We start from the raw sequence: 20,395 nt of genomic DNA, 5'->3' as shown, positions 1-20,395 counted from the left end.
AATTGTCTTTAAATCCAGGTAAACTGATACACAAGTACCCATCTTCCGAAACAAAGGAGAATGCATATTATGAGCCGTTCCACATCGGAAAACGGAATCGTCATCGCTGTGATTGGACCGAAACCCTTGGTGAGACGCACGGAAGAAGCCTTAAAACTTTTCCCTTCCTTTATTCCCAGGCTGATCCCCTGTTCCTCGGACCAAGCGTTGTTGGAGGGGGTTCAAAGTGTAACGGACGAAGCCGAGGTGCTTCTTTTCTCCGAGTACCGAGGCTATAAACAAGCCAGGGAAAAACTGAATCCGCGGACCCCTTCCCACTATGTCCCCTTGATGGGTACCGGATTATACCGTTCCATTTTTCGTTTGAAGAATATCCACTCCTTTCAACGGTTGTCGGTGGACACCATTTCCCCGAATTATGTGAATCAGATTTTTTCGGAATTAGGAGAAACCCCCATGGACCTGGTTTATGTTCCGGATTCCTCCACGGCGTCATCGGATCAGATTGCGGCTTTTCACCGGGATCACTTTCTGCGGGATGCTGGATATGTGGCCATGACGGGGATCCATTCCGTCTCGGAAATCCTGAGGGAAATGTCCGTCCCTTCCGAATGGGTGACTCCAACGCAGCAGGATTTAATCGTGACTCTGGAGCGGGCCCTCCTGTCGACGGAAACCCGCAGAAACAAAGAGTCGCAGATCGTGGTTGGGATCATTCACATTGACGATTACCGGGAAGCGGCAAACCGGTTCACCACGGAACATGAGATCCAACGGATGGAATTGGACATTCACCGACAACTGCTGGAGTATGTCAAGCAATTGGACGGCCATTTGATCAACGCCGGGGGAGGGGAGTACCTTTTTTTCACGACACGGGGAGTCTTCGAGCGGGAGACCCGGGGCTACAAATACATCCCCCTGCTGGAGAAAACCCCCCGATCCCTTGGTATCACCCTGAGTATCGGCATCGGTTTCGGCCGCTCGGCGACGGATGCCGGATCCCACGCACGGCTGGCCATTCGCCAGTCGATGGAAGCCGGCGGAAACATTTGTTTCATCGTCCGGGAAGACCGGAGTGTCATCGGTCCGGTGGAAACCACCCAACCCATGATTTATGAACTGACGGTAACGGATCACGAACTTCTGGAAGAAGCCGAAAAAGCGGGTATGTCGGCGGTGTATATGAGCCGGTTGGTCGGACGGATCGCCCGTCATGGGAAATCCGATTACACCGCCCAGGAACTTTCCACTATCCTGGGTGTCACGGTTCGCAGCACTCACCGAATCCTGTTGCAGTGGATTGATGCCGGTCTGGTGGAGATCGTCGGAGAAGAAAAAGTCACGACCAGAGGCCGGCCCCGCCAAATTTACAGACTGTCCTTCGTGAAAGAGCAGATGCAAAAGAGAAATTTGTTCCCCGACCCTGTATAACCATCCCCGGACAAAATGCTTCTTCGATTTCTCAGGTGACTTCCTTTCGAAATTCGCTGAGACGATCAACGTCAATCACACATCCAACCCCCGATCCTCCGGGAAGACGAACCTCTCCACCTTCGCAGAGGATCGGCCCTTCGGCGAGGGGATCCTCCGCCAGAAAAAACGGGCCGTTGAGATCCACGGGAGTCATGATTTCCAGGTAATTGAAAAGATGGGCGCTGAAAGCCAATCCCAGACCCGACTCCGTCAACCCTCCCCCCAACAGGTCCAACCCGGCTTCCCGTACCATCTCCCCGCAACGTTTTGCCCCATACACCCCCCCCATTTTGGTGCATTTAATCACCACAGCGTCACAAGCTTCCAAGCGCAACGCTTGAATGAAATCAGCGGATGTCCACACGCTTTCATCCAAGGCGACCGGCAGATGGGTCTTTCTCCGCAATTCCGCGTGCCCCGGCAGATTGTTGGCGGCCAAGGGTTGCTCAAACACATCCACCCCCAACTTTTCCAACCATCGGGACATGCAAATCGCCTGAGAGAGAGTATAGGCCTGATTGGCATCAACGCGGAAAAACAGATCGGGCGCAGCCGTTTTCACCGCTTCCAATACCGATTGATCGGTGACCGGATCCAATCCGATTTTGACATCCACCCCCCGATAACCCTCCTCTTTTGCTTTCCCGGCCTGAATGGCCGCTTCATCGGGGTCTGTCGTACTGATTAACCACGAGAGATGGATGAAGTCACGATCGGGAGCCATCCACAATCCGGGAAGGGTTTTATTCTCCCGACGTCCGATCAGATCATGCAGGGCAGTGTCCACCGCCGCTTTGGCAATCGGTTGTCCGGTATTCACTCCCCCTTTGATTTCACCGTTCATCATGCGATGAACGGATTGCAAATCCTGCACTTTCATGCCGATCAGCCGCGGGGCAAAATAATTTCGGATCGTGGAAACAACCGATTCGACTGTCTCGTAACTCCAGCGGTGACTGGGCCGTGCCTCTCCCCACCCTTCCACTCCCTCCCGGTCCCGGACCCGGACATAGACATGGGGAGCACCTCGGGCCTTGTCTCCCACCTTCCCTCCCGATGTGGACAAACTCCGTTTCATGGGAAGATTCAGCGGAAACACGTCAACATGGGCAATTATCAATGTTCACACCCCTCCCTGTTTTTGGTTTCAGGTTAAAAATTATTATAGAGGGAACCGCACGTCTCAAAAAGGAGAATTTCCACAAGAATGCCGCCAAGGATTTTGGACGATAAAAAGACTTGTCTTACCAGATTGAGGATTATAATCTTGTGTCAAAATAGTGAAAATTTTTCAGGAAGGGGAAGTCCGATGAAAGGTTCCATCCTCCTTCTCGTCGCGTTGTTGACATTGAGCGCCGCCCTTTTCGGGACGCTTCCCGCGAGGGCCGATCCCGAATGGAAAAATGTAAAGACCCGAAGCACGTTCTACACTCCGAAAAAAGTGGCCAACGCCAGGAAAAACGTGAAAAAATACGATTGGGCCAAAGAAATCAAGAATCATGCCGTCTTGGATGCGGAAAAGTATCTGGATTTCGGAGTGGAGAATCTGTGGAATGCGGTGACCACTCAAAACCTCCCCCGTAGCTTCGCCGTCAATTTGGAACTGGGGTCTCCCATCACCGGCAAGGAATTCAACGAAAAGTACGGTTACCGCGGATGGCAGGCGGATCCCCTGAATGAACCCTGGAAACTGACAGACCCCAGCAGCGGTTACAAATTCCCCACCAATGACTTTGCATCTTATTACAAAAGCGGGTTGGACGAGCATGGCAATTTCGACCCCGAAAAAGCGGACAAGAGATATTTGGTGAATGAGCTCTATCCTGAAAAAGGTAAATATTGGGGCGTCGACGACGGCACGGGTTGGGTGGATGAGGACGGCAACCGCTGGACCTTTGTCGCGTATTACAACCACTGGCACGTTTGGCACGGCGGAGTGGTGGACAAGGCGCTTCGGGCGTTCCGCGACGCCTATCTGTACACAGGGGATGTGAAATATGCACAGGCGGGCACCATTCTGCTGGACCGGATTGCGGATGTCTACCCTGAAATGGATGTATCCGTCTACAAATGGGAAGACGGTTTTCTCCATTCCCACGGCGGAACCGGGAAAGGAAAGGTTCGGGGAAGCATTTGGGAAGCAACAGCTGCAATCCACTACCTGTCCGCTTATGACGCCTTCTTCCCCGGGATGGAAGAAGCGGACGTGATCCCTTTTTTGAACGCAAAGGCTCAGAAATATCATATGGATAATCCCAAAAACACCGTCTCCGCCATCCGTAAAAACATTGAGGACGGATTGCTGCGCGAGATCTATCCGGCCGTAAAGAACGCTCAGATTCGGGGAAACTTCGGTATGCACCAGCGGACACTTGCCATGGCCGCGGTGGTCTTGGACGAGCCGGGAACTTCGGAGGAATGGATCGACTGGGTGTTTCAACCCGGTGAACTCCGATCCCAACCGGATTGGCATTTAACCGGGGGCAATGTGATGGCGACCTTGTTGAACCAGGTGGATCGGGATGGATTCGGAGACGAGCCCTCGACCCAGTACAACAGTTATTGGTTGACGCAAATCCAGGGAGTGGCTGACATCCTGGAAGGCTACGACCGTTATCCGAAGGCCGATTTGTACCAAAACGTCAAGTTCCGAAAGATGTTTGACACCCGTTACCCTCTGGTGATGGGTAACCGGTACACCCCCCAGATCGGGGATTCCTTTAGAACGGGAAATCCCGGTATTGTCGGGACGGTTCAGGAACATGTGGACGCATTCACACGATACCGAAAGCCCGTTTACGCCCAAATGGCCTACCTTTTGAATGGAAACTCGACCGATGGACTCCACGGAAGTCTTTTCGATGCGGATCCGGAACAGGTGTCCCGGGATATCCGGAAGGTCCTCGAGGAAGAGGGGCCGTTGAAACAGAGAGAAACCCATCTTCCCGGATTCGGGTTCGCCGCATTGAGGGACGGGGGAAATGTCCCTTCAACACATCAAGAAACTTCCTTTTTCTTCTTTTCCAATCTGAAACGGCTGGAATCAACTGCCGAGGTTATCGAACATCAAGGGCCCATTCACCTGGAAACGGATGAATGGGGCAAACGGGATCCCGAAGCCTTTGACATCCCGGAGGACTATTACGCCGAAACGGGTTCGATTCAGCTGGAATCCAGAAAGAGAGGCGATCGGATCTCCTTCCGGTTCAAATCCCCGCAAACGGGGAACTACGTCCTGGAGCTGATGCCTCTTTCAGCCAGCTCTTACGGCATTTATGAGCTCAAAGTGGATGGGAAGCAGGTCGGCACACACGATTTTTACGGATCGGGAAACAAGGGAGGAAGTCGATCTGTCGGTTCTTTAAAGCTGGAGAAGGGAGAACACACGCTTACCTTTATCAACCGGGGGAAAAATCCCCGGGCGACCGGGTATAAACTGGGCCTGACCGGCATGGCTCTGAAGCCCGCCTCCGACAGCAAAACCTCCTCCGGGGGGAATTCGAAACGACGGGGACTTTGGATGTACTACGGCAAAAATTTGGTGGGACGTCATGGACACAAGGACACATTAAACATCGGTTACCATGCTTTCGGACTGGACCTCAGCCCCGATCTGGGTTATCCCGACAACTTCAAAAACCGGACGGAATGGGTCAGCAATACCGTCAGTCATAACACCGTGGTCGTCGATCAAACCAAGCAACATGACTCCCTCTCCTCAATCCCTCACCATTTCGACAGTTCCTCCCGCGTCCAACTCATTGATGTGGACGCACCCCATGTTTACCCGCAAACCGAGCAGTATCGCCGAACAACGGCCATGATCCGCGTCGACGATCAAAATTCCTATGCAGTCGATTTCTTCCGAATCCAAGGCGGTGACCATCACCATTTCAGTTTTCACGGAGCGGAAGGTCTAACAACCGTTGACGGCTTAAATCTCACGGAACAGAAGCGGGGAACCTATGCCGGTGAAGATGTTCATTATGGGGAAAAAGAGCCGGATCAACCCTCCGGCTGGGAATATGCCGGAAGCGGATTTCATTACCTCACCAATGTGGAACGGGCTCAAAATCCAAACGGGCCTTTCAGCGTCGATTGGAAGATAAGGGATACGTGGTCCGTTCTTCCGGAAGAAAAAAACATTCATCTTCGCCTCACCCTGTTAAATCAAGTGGATGACGCCGCTTTGGCCGACGGAATTCCTCCCCGGTTGCCCGGAAACCCCAAGCGACTTCGCTATCTGATTGCACACCGGGAGGGAAAGAACCTGAAAAGCCAATTTGTGTCACTCCTTGAAGCATACCAGGATGAACGTTTTATCCGTTCGGTTACTCCGGTGGAACTGACTGTTGACGGAAAAAAGGTGACCCACCATCGAGCATGCGCCTTGAAAGTGGAATTGAAAAACGGCAGAGTGGATACCATCGTCAATTCCCTGGATCCTGATGTCACCTACACCATTGGCGAAAAATTGCGTTTTCAAGGTTTTTTCGGCGTTTACAGTGAAAAAAACGGCAAGCCGGTCTATGCCTATCTGAACGATGGGAAGTTCATATCCCCTGCCGGAAAGCCGCTGTTACAAAATAAAAAAGCCCGTATAAAAGGCACGATTCTCACATTCACCAAAGAGCTGAGTATCCGTAACGAAATCACGGTGAAACTGAAGGACAAACTCCACTCTCCGGAATCCGTGATCGGGCGAACGATATTTATTGATAACGATGGAGAACGAAACGCAGCCTATGAAATCAAAGGAATCCGGCATCTACAGGGAAATCGTTATACCTTGGACATCGGAAGTTCCACACTGATCCGTAAAACCAAAGATCCGAAAAACATGTCCAAAGGATTTGTTTACAACATCAAAGAAGGACAGACCTGGCGGATCCCTCTGTCCGCCGAATGGTCCACCCCTTAAAACGGATTCATTGATCACGTGACCCTCTGAGCAGGGTCTTTTTGTTCTTTCAGGACAAAACGTCCGCGAGGGCGCCCAAAACAACGCCGGAAAAATAAGCGAGGATCCACCACATCCGAATTCACTCCATGTTCACGTTTACTTTGCCCATAGTTTTTCCGTACCTTCACCCAGTTTATACGTTGTCCGGTTTACAATGAGGGAGAACCAGGATCCCCGTCGTCCAAAAAGTTATCGTACCCGTCGGCGATGGCCAGTTCGTTTTCCAAAAAGTTGATGACGTTGGAGTAATAATGGGCCGCTTCTTCTTCCATACCCTGGTTCATCATGTCACGGTAGGTTTGATAGCTTTCCTGGAGCAATCGGAAGGTGGTTTCAAACCCTTCTTCCGACAACAGGTCGGGTCGGCCGTCCCCTTCTTCGGACCAAAAAGTCCGGTAACGATCCAAATAAGCCTCGTAGGTGGAAAAATCGCAGGGCATCGAATTCATCCTTTATTCCTTGTGGTTGGTTTTAGACTGCCGGTTTCCCGGTTCCCTTATTCAAGGTTGCCCAGGGAAAGTGTCCATGATTTTTCACGTGAGGTCTCCGCCTTCACCTGCATCCGAACCGGACTTCGTTGGAAAAAAAACGCCGTATCCGCCCGGCGGTTCACCCGGGCCGTCAACCGAGTGACGACGGCATCTCCCGGAGGGATGCGACCGGCCGCAAACGAATGTCCGTTCCCTTGAATCATACAGGTAAAACGCTGAACTTCGCTTCCGGCTTCCAACTCGAGCAGAATCCGGTCCAGCGTCACCGCCGCTTTTGAGCGGTTGAACCAACGGATGTCCGCTTCGATGAATAACACAAGGGCCGACGAACGGGAAGAAGCCGTCTTCAACGCTCCTTTGCCTTCATCGGCCCATGTGTATGACCGGATACGACGGGAGAGAAGGATGCCGGCCACCTTCCCTCTCCGTTGAACCGCTTCTTTTATTTCGTTCAGCAACAATCCCGTCAATCCGCCGACCAGGGCTGTGAACAGGATCGTCCACACGTCTCCGCCCATCCCGGATTCCCCTTTGGAAGTGATGATACATCGATATGCAAGAGGATCCTGGGCCGTGTTCAGCGGGCACTGGCGGAGGTGGGCCGGCTGGAACGAATTTCGTCCAGAATGCCGTCGGCGATCAAACGGTAACCCCGGTCATTGGGATGGATCTGATCGGAGAGCCAATTTCTGCTACCCGCTGGAAGCCGGTCGGCCACGTCCACCACGAGGGTGAGGGAATATCCGTAAGCCATCTGTTTCAAACCGACGTTCCACTGGTTCAGCAGATGATTGGAAATCCGGTAAAAAGGTTCTCCCTTGGAGACGGGATTGTACAGGGAAGTGATCAAAATCGGCGCTTCATGGTTCAGAGAACGGATTTCCTTCAAAATCCCCGAAAGGTTCTCTTTATATTGTGCCTGAATGCGGTTAAAATCGGAGATCACACGCAAGGGATTGTTTTCCTTCAAAGCCACTTTCAACAAATCGTTCCCGCCGATGGTCAGTGAAATGAGATCGGCGTTTGCAATACTCTCCCTGATATCCTTTTTTTGAATGTAATTCCGCAGTTTGGTGGAGGTTTGACCCACCACCCCCTTGTTGACCAGATTCAAAGAAATCTCATCCTGTCCCAGCCCTTTCACCACAAGGGAACTGTAGCCATGGGGCCCTGTTTTTTCGGAGCCAAAACCCCGGGCCACGGAATCCCCGAGCACCAGGTAATTCAACGTTTCTTGTTCCTTGGCTGCTTCTTTCAGCTTTGAGAGAATGTTTACGTCGGAAACCATGATCGGTTCCTCTGGCTTTTCCGCCACCATGAACCGGATGAGTGGATAATAGCGGATGCTGAGTACAACCAGGGAGAGGCTGATGATGATCAGGATCCACTTTTTCATGGGCGCGGCCCCTCCTTTTACCGTCCTGTGTTCCAAACACCGCTTCGCTTCTTATTTATTCCAAGCTTAACAGGAAAACATTACGTGACCCCGACAGCAAAATCACACCAAGATCACCTTTTGATTACAAAATAAGACACAAAAAAACGGCGTGGATACGCCGTTTTTCAATCGACCTCATTCATTTACATATATAATGGGAAAGCAAACCATAAGCCGAGTTCTGTCCTCCAAGTGGTTACGCGGCGTTGTCGGAACGCCTCCCACCGATTGGAGTGGCAATCATCTGTCTAGGCGATGCATTGCTGCACCGCTCAAGCGACCAACCCGGGATCACTGCGGGCCACAGCTGCGCCCGTCAAGGCGCCGATCCCTTTATGGTCTTGCTCCGGGTGGGGTTTACCTAGCCAGCATGTCTCCATGCTGCTGGTGCGCTCTTACCGCACCGTTGCACCCTTGCCTGTGGAACGGTCACGTTCCCATCGGCGGTCTGCATTTCTGTGGCACTTTCCTTAGAGTTGCCTCCACCGGCCGTTAGCCGGCACCCTGCCCTGTGGAGCTCGGACTTTCCTCCCGTGGGACCTTGCGGTACACCACCGGCGATTGCCTAGTTTACTTTCCCTAAACAAGCGACAAGGTATATTATATCAGATACATGCTTTCGTTGCAATATCCATTTAACGGTAACTCTAGATAAATTGGAAGGGATTGGTATCCACTTCGGTCACCTGAACCGGGACTTCTTTCAGGGTGCTGTCTTCCTGCAGCTTTTGGGCGATCCGTTCCAGCACAAGATGCTCCACATGATGTCCCGGATCCAACAGCGTCAGCCCATCGGCCCAGGCATCCAGGGCGGTGTGGTGATCCAGATCCCCGGTGATGTAAACATCGGCTCCCTGTTTCAGAGCTTCGGGGTAATACCGGCCCCCGGATCCGCCGAGAACGGCGACCCGGCTCACTTTCCGCTCCCCGTCTCCCACCATCCGAAGTCCGGGAATTCGGTAGGCTTCCTTCAATAGACGAGCCAGTTCTTTCAATTTCATCGCTTGAGGGAGTTCTCCCACACGCCCGATTCCGTCCGCTTTGCCGGGGAGATCCAGGGGATAGATGTCGTAAGCCGGTTCTTCATAAGGATGAGCCTGGAACATCGCTTCCACGACGGTATTCTGGATGTCTTCGGTGATCACGGTTTCCAGACGGATTTCCTCCACCTTTTCCAACTCGCCCTGCTTACCGATATACGGATTGGTTCCTTCTTCGGGACGGAACGTGCCCGTTCCGTCCAGGTTGAAGGTGCAGTGACTGTAGTTCCCGATCCAGCCGGCACCGGCGCGGGCGACGGCCCGGAGCACTTCTTCATGGTGGTCTTTGGGAATAAAGATCACCAATTTTTTCAGTTTCCGGGTGTGTGTCGGGATCATCACTCCGGTATTCTTCACACCCAGTTTCTCACAAAGCACATCGTTGACCCCGTCCCACGCGGCGTCGAGGTTGGTATGGGCGATATAGACGTTGATATCGTGCTTCAAAAGCTTGGCGTAAATGCGGCCGGCCGGTGTGTCGGTCCTGAGGTCCTTCAGCGGCCGGAAGATCAACGCATGATGCGCGACGATCCAGTTGGCTCCCCGTTGAATCGCCTCGTCCACCACCTTTTCCGTGACATCCAGTGTGAGAACGATCCCTCTCACTTCCGAGTCACGTGTGCCCACCTGCAGTCCGATCCGGTCGTTCTCCACGGCGAGGGACTGAGGGGCCCAGGTTTCCATCACCTGGATCAGCTCGTTTCCCGTGACAGCCATAATTCTGCCTCCTTCCATGTTTCCAGTCGGGCCGCCACCTCGGCTTGTTTCTCCTTCGCTTCGGGAGTGCGGGCCGAGCGGAGGCTGTTCAGGATTCGTTTCAGAGCGGCCGCTTCTTCCCTTACTCTTTCCCTCAGAAGGGGGTGCCGGTCGCGGCAGAGCAGGGGTCCCAACCGAAACAGCAACTCCGGCCGGAGGGGAAGGTTCTTGTAGGGGCGTTCCGACTCCCCCCGCCGGGCGGAAATGATCTCATACAGGATACCGCCCTCCTTGAGCAGCTCCTCTTCGACAATTTCCCACCCGTGATCTTTCAGCCATTTCCGGACCCGGTCCCCGTTGTTGTTGGGTTGCAGTACCAACTGCTCCGTTCCGGACAGTTTTTCTTTCCCCCGGGAGAGGATCGAGGTGATCAGGACACCTCCCATCCCCGCCAACACGATCACTTCCGCTTCCCCCGGTTGGAGCACCTCCAGACCGTCTCCCTGACGGACCTCGATCGATTCCGTCCATCCTGCCTCCCGGATGCGGTCGGCTGCGTTTTGGTAAGGTCCCCGGTTAAGTTCCCCCGCGATTCCCTTTTTCAGGGCTCCCCGTTCCGCAAGGGTCACCAGGAGCTGCGCGTGGTCGGAACCGATATCAGCCACCGTGCGCCCGGGAAGAATCCGGTCGGCCAGCGCCGATATCCTGGCGGACACCCTATTTTCCACCCTTCTCCCCCCTTTCAACTGTCCCTGTCCTTTTTATTATAACGGATGACGGGAGGGTTGACAGGGGGCCTGCCTTTTGGATCCGTCCATTCCAATTCGCACACAACGGGAAGATGATCGGATGGACAGCCCGGGGTGGCCACCACCGCGGCTTTTACGGGACGGAAATGGGAGGTGCAGAAGATGTAGTCGAGCCTTATGCGTGGAAAGCGGCAGGGAAAGGTGGCGGAATCGATTTCGCATACCGCCAAAACATCCCGGAGGGCGGGCGCCAAGCGGGTGACGGCGGACCGGCCCGGGGTGACGTTCCAATCTCCCGCAGCCACCGCCGGCAAATCCGTTTCCTCCAACTGTTCCAACAGAATCGTTCCCTGTTGCCGCCGCATCCACGGGGTCAGTCCCATGTGGGTCACCAACATCCGGATTTTCGAAGGCGATCCGGCCGGGATCACATCCGCCACCAAAAGAGACCGGGGCTCTTCTCCCCGCTGGGTAAACCGGATGTTCCGGAAATCGCACACCTCTCCCTTTAACAGAAGGCCGTTCCCGTAGCCTGCCGCCCCCTCACGGGCCGGCTTTTCAATCGCGGGGCCAAAAACGGCTTCCATACCCAACCGCTCCGCCAGCCGGGATAACTGGTTCTCATAACCGCTCCTTTTGTGAAAGCAGACATCCACTTCATTCAACCCCACCAAATCGGGGTTTTCCCCCTCGATGACGCAAGCAATTCGTTCCAGGTCCACCCTGAGGTCCCCACCCAGACCATGACGAATGTTGTAAGTCATCACTTTCATGCCTGACCCCCTCCCTTTCCTGCCCCCATCACCCCTATAAGCGTTGAAAAAGTGAGCGGCAGCATTTACCCAAAGCCGCTCCGGCTGCTGTCCTAACGCTTCCCCTTTTCCCAAACGAACATTATACCCCCGTTTCCCGAAATTGCTGCACCGGCACCTTTGGGCGCCCTCCGCATATCGTGGATAAAAAAGAGGAGGAAATCACCCCATGGGTGTTTCCAATCAAATCTTCAACGCCAAACTTTTGAAGGTTTCCCAAGCCGGAAACATTAACATCGGTGATTGTGTCAACGTGGGAAAGTCCTTCAACGTGATCGATATGGCGGGATCCGTTCCGATCGGCGATTTCGCGACAAACGTGCAGGGCGGGGGCAACCAGTTGATCGATCCCGACCTGGTGGACCAGGTTTAAGAAAAAAGGACCGGTGCAGCCGGTCCCTTTTCATTTCTTCTTTTCCGGTGCCCGGTCCTTCTTGAAGTAGAGCCATCGGTCAAAAAAAGGTTCGAGATCTTGACCCGCCACTTCGCTGGCCACCCGGATAAAGTCCCGGGTGGTGGCCGTCTGAAAACGGTAACGGTCGTAATAGGTGCTCATGATTTCCAGCACCTTGTCTTTCCCCAGTTTATCCACCAGCTTCCACATCATGGCGGCCGGCCGGGTGTAGACCATCAATCCGTAGATGGGGTCGGAATACTGATAGAGAGATTCCACGGAGGTGATCCCTTTTTCCCGGTTGATTTCGTCGGTTCGTTCCGCCGCTTTGACCAAAAGGTCCCGTTCATCTTCTCCCATCTTCTCTTCCATGAACAGGAATTCGGAGAAAGTGGTGAGCCCCTCGTCCAACCACGGCTCTTTCACCTGGTTGTTTCCGACCACACCGTACCACCACTGATGGGCCAGCTCGTGGGCTACCACATTGACAGCCGGCCGTTCCCCTTTGCGGGTGGTGATTTTATCGAGGGAGGTGACCAATCCGGGATACTCCATGCCAGCGATGCCGTACCCCGTTTCCCCCAGCACCACATCCACTTCTTTGTAGGGATAGGGGCCAAAGTACTTTCCGAAGAACTCCATCCCGGCGATGGCGGCGTCGTGGAGTTCCTGAGCCACATCTTCCATGCCCTTCTGATACCAGAGGTTGACCTTGGTCTTCCCCGCTTTCCCCCGGACCGGTTCGTAATCTTTGGTGATCACCGCGGCGAAGTCCCGGACGTTGGCTTGACGGAGGGTCACGGAGGAGGAAACCGGGTCGGGGAAATCTTGAGCGGTGGTGATTAACTGATACCCTTCCGGAATGTCGAAGGTCACCTCGAAATCGGACATGCGGCTGTAAAAAGGGTCTCCGGTGGAGGTGTAGGGATCGATATGCCACCCCTCCCTGTCCTTGACCGCCAGCATCGGGTACCACTGGGCCAGAAACGCAGTGTTTTTGAATCGGTTGAGCCGCATCCCGCCTTTGGGGATTTTCAATACATAATCCATCTCGACTTGGGTGGTTTCTCCGGGTCGGACCGGAGTGGGCAACTGCACGTTCAGAAGAGTGCCCTTGTTCTTGTGCCGGGCTTTCACCCCGTCCACTTTCACGTCCCGCACTTTCAGATAACCCGGCTCTTCCGGGCGGGATTCCGCACCCCATTTCCAATCATCGAAAGCATTGGGATAGAGATGAAAGTAAAGTTCGGTCAACGCTTCTCCCCTCACAGGCACCTTGACCGAAAAATGACCCGTCACTTTGGACGCGGCATCATTGTACTTCGCCTGGATGGAATAATAGGGACGTTCCCGCAAATCCGGTACGCCCCTTTCCGCAGCGACACACGTTGACTCCAGCAGCATAGCCAAAGCCAGCATAAAGGTGACCGCAAAAAACAAGCGACGCTTCATCCGTCCACTCCCCCATTTCTGATGGAAATCCTTTCCCTTTCTAGAGTCTCCATCCGGGTTGTTTTTATGACGGATCCGCGTCGATGGCTTTCAGACGGTATTAGAAGCGTTGTGAAAAGGTGAGCGGGCAGCATTTACCCAAAGCCGCTCCGGTTCCTGTCCTGCAGAGATGCAGGCACTGTCCCGCTATTTTGGGTAAACGCTCCCCCTTTTCTCGAAACGAACATTCAATCACAAACGCTTTTAGAGATTGCCCCGCCGTTCCTGCTCCCGTTCGATCGCTTCAAACAAAGCTTTGAAGTTCCCTTCCCCGAAACCGCGCGCCCCTTTGCGCTGGATGATTTCAAAGAAGAGGGTCGGCCGGTCCACGATCGGACGCGTGAAAATCTGCAACAGGTAACCTTCATCGTCCCGATCCACCAAGATGCCGTACTTCCTGAGATCGGCCACCGCCTCGTCCATTTCACCCACACGGCTGGGCAACTCCTCATAATAGCTGTCCGGCGTGGAAAGAAACTCCACCCCTTTTTCTTTCAAAACCTTCACCGTTTGGATGATGTCTTGGGTGAAGAGGGCCACGTGCTGCACACCGGGGCCTTTGTAGTACTCCAGATACTCCTGGATCTGGGATTTCCGTTTCCCTTCCGCCGGTTCGTTGATCGGGAATTTGATGCGTCCGGTTCCGTTCTGCATCACTTTGGACATCAGGGCGGAGTATTCGGTGCTGATGTCCTCATCCCGGAAATGACGGAGTTCTTTAAAACCCATCACTTTCTCGTAATAGGAAACCCACTCTTCCATTTGTTCCACATTGCCGACGACATGGTCGAATCCAAGCAGCCCGGCATCCTCGAAGGGAATGAAGAAATCCGCTTCCACAAAACCGGGAGCAAACACTCCGTGATAATTCTTCCGCTCCACCAGGGTGTGGACGGTGTCTCCGTAAGTGCCGATCACGGCTTTTTTGATGACGCCGTGTTCATCTTTTTCCTCCCAGGGCTCTTTGACGGAGATTCCGCCGCGGGAGACGGCCTCCCGGTAAGCCGATTCCACGTCGTCCACCTGGAGGGCAATGTCCTTCACCCCGTCCCCGTGAAGTTTGACGAATCCGGCGATGGGATGATCCGGGGAAAATCCTCCACTGACCACAAACCGGATGTCCCCTTGTTCCAGCACATAGGAGACCGTATTCCGGCTACGGGTCTCCAGCCCCTTGTAAGCGACGGGATGGAACCCGAATGTATTGCAGAAATAATGGGCGGCTTGCTTGGCATTGCCGGTGTAAAACTCCAGGTAATCCACGTCCAGAATCGGAAGAAAGTCTTCCACTTCCTGCCCGGTTGGTTGCGCTTTCATTTCAGCCAACGACATTTCCCCCTCCTCCGAAAGTTCTATATCTTCAGCGTACCGATCGGACTTCGACTCTGCAAGCATGTGAAGAAGCGCGTTAACGCTTTATCCAGAAAAAAGCCCCCGAAAAGGGGCTTCATTCAATTGCTTTTCACTTCAAGACCCAACTCCCGGACTCCCTGTTCCCGGAGCCGGAATTTCTGGATTTTCCCACTGGCGGTCATGGGGTAACTCTCCACGACTTTCATGTAGCGGGGGATTTTGTAGCGGGCGATCTTTCCGTCGCAGAACTCCCGGAGTTCTTCCAGAGCGAGCGTCTCCCCCTCTTTCACCCGGACAAAGGCCATCACCTGCTCCCCGTATTTCTCGTCTGGAACCCCGACCACTTGTACATCCAGAATCTTGGGATGAGTGTAGAGAAATTCTTCGATTTCCCGGGGATAAATGTTTTCCCCTCCCCGGATGATCATATCTTTCAGCCGGCCCGTGATCCGGATGTATCCTGCTTCATCCATGGTCGCCAAATCCCCCGTATGGAGCCAGCCGTCATCGTTAATGGCCTGCCGGGTTTCCTCAGGCATCCGGTAATATCCCTTCATCACGTGATACCCCCGGGTGAGAAGCTCCCCTTGCTCTCCGGGGGGAACTTCTTTTCCGGTGGCCGGGTCCACCACTTTCACTTCCACGTTGGGAAGTTTTTTGCCGACGGTGGCCACCCGCCGTTCAATCGGATCATCGGTCCGCGTCTGGGTGATGACGGGAGAGGATTCCGTCTGCCCGTACGCAATGGTAATCTCTTCCGCCCCCATCACATTCATCACCCGTTTCATCACTTCCATCGGACAGTTCGAGCCGGCCATGATCCCCGTCCGCAGCGAAGTTAGATCAAACCGGTCAAATTCGGGATGGTTCAGCTCGGCGATAAACATCGTCGGCACCCCGTGCAAGGCCGTGCACCGTTCCTTTTCCACCGTCCGGAGAACCGTCAACGGATCGAACTCAATCACCGGCACCATGGTGGAACCGGCCGTAACACAGGCCAGGGTGCCCAATACGCAGCCGAAACAGTGAAAAAAAGGTACCGGAATGCACATCCGGTCATCCGGGGTCAATTTCATGCATTCCGCAATGTTTTTGGCGTTGTTGACAATGTTATTGTGGGTGAGCATCACGCCCTTGGGAAAACCCGTTGTCCCGGAAGTGTACTGCATATTAATCACATCATCAGGATGGAGGGATTGGGAACGTTCCATCAGCTTCCGATCATCCACAAAATCCCCCATCTGCAGGAGGTCCGACCAGAGAAACATCCCCGGCCTTCGCTCTTCCCCCAGAAGAATGACGTTTTTGAGTCGGGGAAGGCGGGCGGAGCGAAGTTGTCCCGGTGCACACTCATGGAGTTCCGGACAGATCTCGTACAACATATCCACATAGTTGGCATCACGGAACGCTTCCATCAGGATCAGCGTTTCCGTATCGGACTGCTGCAGAAGATACTCCAGCTCCCGGGTCCGGTAATTGGTGTTCACCGTCACCAACACGGCTCCCATTTTCCCTGTGGCAAATTGGGTGACCAACCATTCGGGGTAATTGGTGGCCCAAACCGCGAGATGATCTCCTTTCTTCAGACCCAGTTTCATCAGACCCTTGGCGACCCGGTTGCATTGGTCCCTGAAATCCCGGTAGGTCCACCGCAGGTTTTTTTCGGGATAGACGACGCCTTCCCGCTCCCCTTGTGCGGACACCACTTCATCCAGCAAACCGCCCACCGTGGTGTGGAGTTGTTCAGCCATCACGATGCCTCCTCTTCTTTGACAGGCCTGCAGATTCGCCATCTCGTCGAGGTGGTGGTTAAACACGATCCCCTTCCAATACCTGAAAGCTTGTGAAAAAGTGAGCCGGCGGCATTTAACCGAAGCCGCTCCGGTTGCACTCTTTGCACATTCTGCCGCCCCGGAGTCGGGATCGCCTGCCGTTTATTGTATTATTCTGTTAATAAAGACCGCCCTCCTCCCCATTTCGGTCGCAGCGATTTCCCGGGTAATCAGCATCTTCACGCCTGCAGCTCTTGATGAGAACGCTTTCAATCATTATTATAGGAACAAGAAGAGGAATCCTTCAAGAATTTTTAGAAAGCAGGCGTTTTTACGGATTCCTGTGGGATCCCCGGGTTTGCATTGGGTTCGGAAAAGGGATAAAATTGAACCAGAAAAAGTGGCAAAAAATAAAAAGCACCCGTCAATGAGTGCTTTTCCAGCGAGGGATTTTCTTTATTCGAGGAAGTCTTTCAGCCGCTTGCTCCGGCTGGGATGACGCAACTTCCGTAAAGCCTTCGCTTCGATTTGCCGGATTCGTTCCCGGGTAACCCCGAATACTTTGCCCACTTCCTCCAGGGTGCGGGTCCGGCCGTCATCCAGCCCGAAGCGGAGGCGCAGTACGTTTTCTTCCCTGTCGGAAAGAGTGTCCAGCACATCCTTCAGCTGTTCCTTCAACAGTTCGTAAGCCGCGGCATCCGCCGGGGCCTGGGCATCGTCATCCGGAATGAAGTCCCCCAGATGGGAGTCGTCTTCCTCTCCGATGGGAGTTTCGAGAGAGACGGGCTCCTGCGCGATTTTCATGATTTCCCTTACTTTGTCGGGACTGAGGTCCATCTCCTGGGCGATCTCTTCCGGCGTGGGTTCCCGTCCCAACTCCTGGAGAAGCTGGCGGGAGACACGGATCAGTTTGTTGATCGTCTCCACCATGTGCACCGGAATCCGAATGGTACGCGCCTGGTCGGCGATGGCGCGGGTGATCGCCTGCCGGATCCACCAAGTGGCATAGGTGCTGAACTTATATCCTTTGCGGTAGTCAAACTTCTCCACCGCTTTGATCAGCCCCATGTTTCCTTCCTGGATCAGGTCGAGAAACAGCATTCCCCGACCCACATACCTTTTGGCGATGCTGACCACCAGGCGGAGGTTGGCTTCGGCGAGGCGGCGTTTGGCCTCTTCATCTCCCTCTTCGATCCGCTTGGCCAACTCCACCTCTTCTTCGGCGGACAAGAGCGGAACCCGTCCGATCTCCTTAAGATACATCCGGACCGGATCGTTGATTTTTACACCCGGCGGAACGCTCAGGTCATCTTCCAAAAGCTCTTCTTCATCCGGTTCTCCATTCTGGGCGAAGACCATGTTTTCATCGTCTTCATTGATCACTTCGATTCCCTGTTCACTCAGGCTCTCAAAAAATTCATCCACTTGTTGGGGTTCTTGGTCAAAAGCGGACATTTTTTCCATGATCTCTTTATAGGTGAGGACCCCGCGTTTTTTCCCGAGGTCCGTTAATTGTTCTTTCACTTGCTCCAATGTGAGCTCTTGTTCCATGTCCACGTTCTGCTCGTTTGCCAACTTGGGATTCCCTCCTTCCATAGCTCCATTGCATCAAGCCTCTTTTTGAACCTGTTCCCTCAGTCGCATCAGTTCAATCCCCAAACGGGCGGCTTTGGCAATGTCACCGGCACGCTCTGCCTGTCGGACTTGTTCTTTCTTTAACTCGATTTCTTTAAAAAGAGGATAATTAAGGATATGTCGAATGTAATCGGCGACTTCCTCTTCCGTCACTTCCGCCGGCGCATCCAGTATGACCAGGCCGCTGGCTTCTTCCAAGAGGCGGTCATCCTTCAGACAGCGGATGAAACGCCCGGGATCAGCGGGATGGCCTTCGGCGTAATAAGCATAGAGGTAGGCGGCCAAGGCACCGTATATTTCAACGTTGAATCCGGCCCCCACGGTTTCCCTGACCCGTTCGGCCACCTGCCGATCGTGCATCATCGCAACCAAAAGACGTTTCTCCGCCTCTTCATGCGCCAGGGGGCGGCGCTGTCGACCGACCATGTGTTTGCCGCCATGATATCCATTATTCCACTTCCCCATTCCTTTATCCCCGTCGGTTTCTTTCTTCTTCTTCGACGCGATGCGCCGGTGTTCCTGTTTGAGTGCGTCCAGGGACAAATGGAACTCTTCGGCCAGCCGGCGAAGGTAATGGTCCCGCTCGATGGCACGGGGCAGTCCGGCGATCACTTCGACGGCCCGGGTCAGGTATCGCATCCGCCCTTCCTCGTCTTTCAGATCGAAGCCTTCCTTGAGAACTTCCAGCTTAAAAGACACATAAGGAAGCGCCTGTGCGATCACCTCCCCCGAAAAAGCCGGACCGCCCCGCTGCCGGATGTAATCGTCGGGATCCATCCCCGGCGGCATCTGTGCCACCTTGACGACACATCCCTGCTCCCGGATCATTTCCATGGCGCGTTCTGCCGCGTTTTGGCCCGCCGGGTCCGAATCGTAACAGAGAACGGCGGTTTCGGCGTTTCGGCGGATCACCCGTGCCTGAGCCTCTGTCAACGAGGTGCCCAGATTCGCCAGACCGTTTTTGATCCCCGCCTGCCAAGCGGAGATCACGTCCATGTAACCCTCGAACAGAACGGCCTGATCCGCGGAGCGAATCGCTTTCCTGGCACGGTGAAGGTTGAAAAGAAATTTGCCTTTGTGAAAGAGAGCGGTCTCCGGGCTGTTCAGGTATTTGGGCTGGCCCTCCCCCAGCAACCGTCCGCCGAAGCCGATCACCCTCCCCTGGGTATCATGGATCGGAAAGATCACACGGTTGCGGAATCGGTCAAACCGGGATCCCGACCCCCGGCCGGACTCCCTCCGGGCCAGCAGCCCTGCCTCTTCGGCCAGCACTTCATCGTAATTCCGGCGTTTTAAGAAAGATCGAAGGAAATGGTACGAATCGGGAGCGTAGCCCAATTGGAATTCGACCATGGTTTCCGGGGTAATCCCCCGCTCCTTCAGGTAACGCCTGGCCGCCTCCCCGTGCTCGGTTTCCATCAGCAGATGATGATACACGCGGGCCGCCAGGTCCGTCACCTCCCGGAGCTTTCGTTTCCGTGCCTCTTCGGGGTCGTGGACATCCTCTTCCTGGCCAGGCACCTCAACCCCCGCTTCTTCGGCCAATTGGACAACCGCCTCCACAAAACTCAGCTGCTCGGTTTCCATCAGGAACTTGAACACGTCTCCGCCGGCACCGCAGCCGAAACAATAGTAAATCTGTTTTTCCGGGGATACGGAAAAGGAAGGGGTCCTCTCAGAATGAAACGGACAAAGACCAAAAAAGTTTCGCCCGCTTCTTTTCAGGCGGACGGATTGGCCCACCACATCGACGATGTCGAAATGCTCCCGGACCCGGTCGATGACTTCGTCAGGGATGCGACCCCGCATGAAATCACCGCCTCCCAGCCATGAGTAAGTATATCCTTCGGTTTTCGGCATCCAACAAAAACGTATTCGCCAAAATTCGTCATAACCCTTCAAAAATCGAACAGAGAAAACTTGGCAAATGGGTGGGGAACGGATCCGATACCGACTGCATATCATATAATTCTACAACATGACAGGGAATCCTTCCACCATCTAAGCGGTTACCATTTTTCAAACATTTGTCGAAAAAACGGGGGAGAAACAACGGTTTCCTACTGTATTATACGCCGTGTTTCA

Annotated in this window: 15 protein-coding genes and 1 other RNA gene; 3 read left to right on the top strand and 13 right to left on the bottom strand. The window is 54.0% G+C overall.

Annotated elements, in window-relative coordinates:
* The first annotated feature begins 69 nt into the window (after nucleotides 1–69).
* A complete protein-coding gene (locus C8P63_RS00590; RefSeq protein ID WP_245920609.1) occupies nucleotides 70–1,434 on the top strand; it encodes a helix-turn-helix domain-containing protein in 1,365 nt (454 codons plus the stop codon).
* A 31-nt stretch (nucleotides 1,435–1,465) separates the two neighbouring features.
* On the opposite strand, the gene C8P63_RS00585 is transcribed toward C8P63_RS00590, so the two are convergent.
* Nucleotides 1,466–2,596, bottom strand: a complete 1,131-nt coding sequence (locus C8P63_RS00585) for a mandelate racemase/muconate lactonizing enzyme family protein (protein WP_245920608.1) — start codon at nucleotides 2,594–2,596, stop codon at nucleotides 1,466–1,468.
* Between the two features lie 189 nt (nucleotides 2,597–2,785).
* Between C8P63_RS00585 and C8P63_RS00580 the strand changes: the two genes are divergently transcribed.
* A complete protein-coding gene (locus C8P63_RS00580) occupies nucleotides 2,786–6,397 on the top strand; it encodes a heparinase II/III family protein (protein WP_170109410.1) in 3,612 nt (1,203 codons plus the stop codon).
* A 191-nt stretch (nucleotides 6,398–6,588) separates the two neighbouring features.
* Here the strand turns inward: C8P63_RS00580 and C8P63_RS00575 are convergent, their stop codons facing one another.
* The 7 genes from C8P63_RS00575 to C8P63_RS00545 form a co-directional block, all read right to left on the bottom strand.
* Nucleotides 6,589–6,879 (bottom strand): hypothetical protein, encoded by a 291-nt coding sequence (locus C8P63_RS00575; RefSeq protein WP_108021384.1) that lies wholly within the window; start codon nucleotides 6,877–6,879, stop codon nucleotides 6,589–6,591.
* Between the two features lie 56 nt (nucleotides 6,880–6,935).
* Nucleotides 6,936–7,448, bottom strand: coding sequence for a hypothetical protein (locus C8P63_RS00570; protein ID WP_108021383.1), 513 nt, complete (start codon nucleotides 7,446–7,448; stop codon nucleotides 6,936–6,938).
* 59 nt (nucleotides 7,449–7,507) lie between these two features.
* Nucleotides 7,508–8,326 carry a GDSL-type esterase/lipase family protein gene (locus tag C8P63_RS00565; RefSeq protein ID WP_108021382.1) on the bottom strand — a complete coding sequence of 273 codons (819 nt, stop codon included), beginning with the start codon at nucleotides 8,324–8,326 and terminating at the stop codon, nucleotides 7,508–7,510.
* A gap of 197 nt (nucleotides 8,327–8,523) precedes the next feature.
* Nucleotides 8,524–8,945: RNase P RNA component class A (rnpB, locus tag C8P63_RS00560), an RNA gene on the bottom strand.
* Between the two features lie 70 nt (nucleotides 8,946–9,015).
* Nucleotides 9,016–10,125 (bottom strand): Nif3-like dinuclear metal center hexameric protein, encoded by a 1,110-nt coding sequence (locus C8P63_RS00555; RefSeq protein ID WP_108021381.1) that lies wholly within the window; start codon nucleotides 10,123–10,125, stop codon nucleotides 9,016–9,018.
* Nucleotides 10,101–10,832: a tRNA (adenine(22)-N(1))-methyltransferase gene (locus C8P63_RS00550; RefSeq protein ID WP_170109409.1), complete on the bottom strand. Its 732-nt coding sequence runs from the start codon at nucleotides 10,830–10,832 to the stop codon at nucleotides 10,101–10,103. The genes C8P63_RS00555 and C8P63_RS00550 overlap by 25 nt, the downstream gene beginning before the upstream one ends.
* A gap of 14 nt (nucleotides 10,833–10,846) precedes the next feature.
* Entirely contained in the window at nucleotides 10,847–11,626 is a 780-nt protein-coding gene (locus C8P63_RS00545; RefSeq protein ID WP_108021379.1) for an endonuclease/exonuclease/phosphatase family protein, read from the bottom strand.
* Between the two features lie 208 nt (nucleotides 11,627–11,834).
* Between C8P63_RS00545 and C8P63_RS00540 the strand changes: the two genes are divergently transcribed.
* Nucleotides 11,835–12,038: a spore germination protein gene (locus C8P63_RS00540; RefSeq protein ID WP_108021378.1), complete on the top strand. Its 204-nt coding sequence runs from the start codon at nucleotides 11,835–11,837 to the stop codon at nucleotides 12,036–12,038.
* Between the two features lie 30 nt (nucleotides 12,039–12,068).
* On the opposite strand, the gene C8P63_RS00535 is transcribed toward C8P63_RS00540, so the two are convergent.
* From C8P63_RS00535 to dnaG, 5 genes are all read right to left on the bottom strand, one after another.
* Nucleotides 12,069–13,511 (bottom strand): M1 family metallopeptidase, encoded by a 1,443-nt coding sequence (locus C8P63_RS00535; RefSeq protein WP_108021377.1) that lies wholly within the window; start codon nucleotides 13,509–13,511, stop codon nucleotides 12,069–12,071.
* A gap of 243 nt (nucleotides 13,512–13,754) precedes the next feature.
* Entirely contained in the window at nucleotides 13,755–14,867 is a 1,113-nt protein-coding gene (gene hppD / locus C8P63_RS00530) for a 4-hydroxyphenylpyruvate dioxygenase (RefSeq protein ID WP_108021566.1), read from the bottom strand.
* Between the two features lie 134 nt (nucleotides 14,868–15,001).
* The gene (locus C8P63_RS00525) at nucleotides 15,002–16,654 is read right to left on the bottom strand and encodes an AMP-binding protein (protein ID WP_108021376.1); all 1,653 of its coding nucleotides are present in this window, start codon (nucleotides 16,652–16,654) and stop codon (nucleotides 15,002–15,004) included.
* Nucleotides 16,655–17,131: 477 nt separating this feature from the next.
* A complete protein-coding gene (rpoD, locus tag C8P63_RS00520; RefSeq protein WP_425437217.1) occupies nucleotides 17,132–18,226 on the bottom strand; it encodes an RNA polymerase sigma factor RpoD in 1,095 nt (364 codons plus the stop codon).
* 57 nt (nucleotides 18,227–18,283) lie between these two features.
* Nucleotides 18,284–20,119 (bottom strand): DNA primase, encoded by a 1,836-nt coding sequence (gene dnaG, locus C8P63_RS00515; RefSeq protein ID WP_245920607.1) that lies wholly within the window; start codon nucleotides 20,117–20,119, stop codon nucleotides 18,284–18,286.
* Between the last annotated feature and the right edge of the window lie 276 nt (nucleotides 20,120–20,395).

The sequence above is a fragment of the Melghirimyces profundicolus genome (assembly GCF_003054245.1).
Classification (GTDB): domain Bacteria; phylum Bacillota; class Bacilli; order Thermoactinomycetales; family DSM-45169; genus Melghirimyces; species Melghirimyces profundicolus.
This window is presented reverse-complemented; position numbering and strand designations above follow the sequence as displayed.

What these genes read in the sequence shown, in the direction of transcription:
- C8P63_RS00590 (WP_245920609.1), top strand. Translation starts at nt 70, where the DNA reads ATGAGCCGTTCCACATCGGAAAACGGAATCGTCATCGCTGTGATTGGA.
- C8P63_RS00580 (WP_170109410.1), top strand. Translation starts at nt 2,786, where the DNA reads ATGAAAGGTTCCATCCTCCTTCTCGTCGCGTTGTTGACATTGAGCGCC.
- C8P63_RS00575 (WP_108021384.1), bottom strand. Translation starts at nt 6,879, where the DNA reads ATGCCCTGCGATTTTTCCACCTACGAGGCTTATTTGGATCGTTACCGG.
- C8P63_RS00570 (WP_108021383.1), bottom strand. Translation starts at nt 7,448, where the DNA reads ATGGGCGGAGACGTGTGGACGATCCTGTTCACAGCCCTGGTCGGCGGA.
- C8P63_RS00565 (WP_108021382.1), bottom strand. Translation starts at nt 8,326, where the DNA reads ATGAAAAAGTGGATCCTGATCATCATCAGCCTCTCCCTGGTTGTACTC.
- C8P63_RS00555 (WP_108021381.1), bottom strand. Translation starts at nt 10,125, where the DNA reads ATGGCTGTCACGGGAAACGAGCTGATCCAGGTGATGGAAACCTGGGCC.
- C8P63_RS00545 (WP_108021379.1), bottom strand. Translation starts at nt 11,626, where the DNA reads ATGAAAGTGATGACTTACAACATTCGTCATGGTCTGGGTGGGGACCTC.
- C8P63_RS00540 (WP_108021378.1), top strand. Translation starts at nt 11,835, where the DNA reads ATGGGTGTTTCCAATCAAATCTTCAACGCCAAACTTTTGAAGGTTTCC.
- C8P63_RS00535 (WP_108021377.1), bottom strand. Translation starts at nt 13,511, where the DNA reads ATGAAGCGTCGCTTGTTTTTTGCGGTCACCTTTATGCTGGCTTTGGCT.
- hppD (WP_108021566.1), bottom strand. Translation starts at nt 14,867, where the DNA reads ATGAAAGCGCAACCAACCGGGCAGGAAGTGGAAGACTTTCTTCCGATT.
- C8P63_RS00525 (WP_108021376.1), bottom strand. Translation starts at nt 16,654, where the DNA reads ATGGCTGAACAACTCCACACCACGGTGGGCGGTTTGCTGGATGAAGTG.
- rpoD (WP_425437217.1), bottom strand. Translation starts at nt 18,226, where the DNA reads ATGGAACAAGAGCTCACATTGGAGCAAGTGAAAGAACAATTAACGGAC.
- dnaG (WP_245920607.1), bottom strand. Translation starts at nt 20,119, where the DNA reads ATGCGGGGTCGCATCCCTGACGAAGTCATCGACCGGGTCCGGGAGCAT.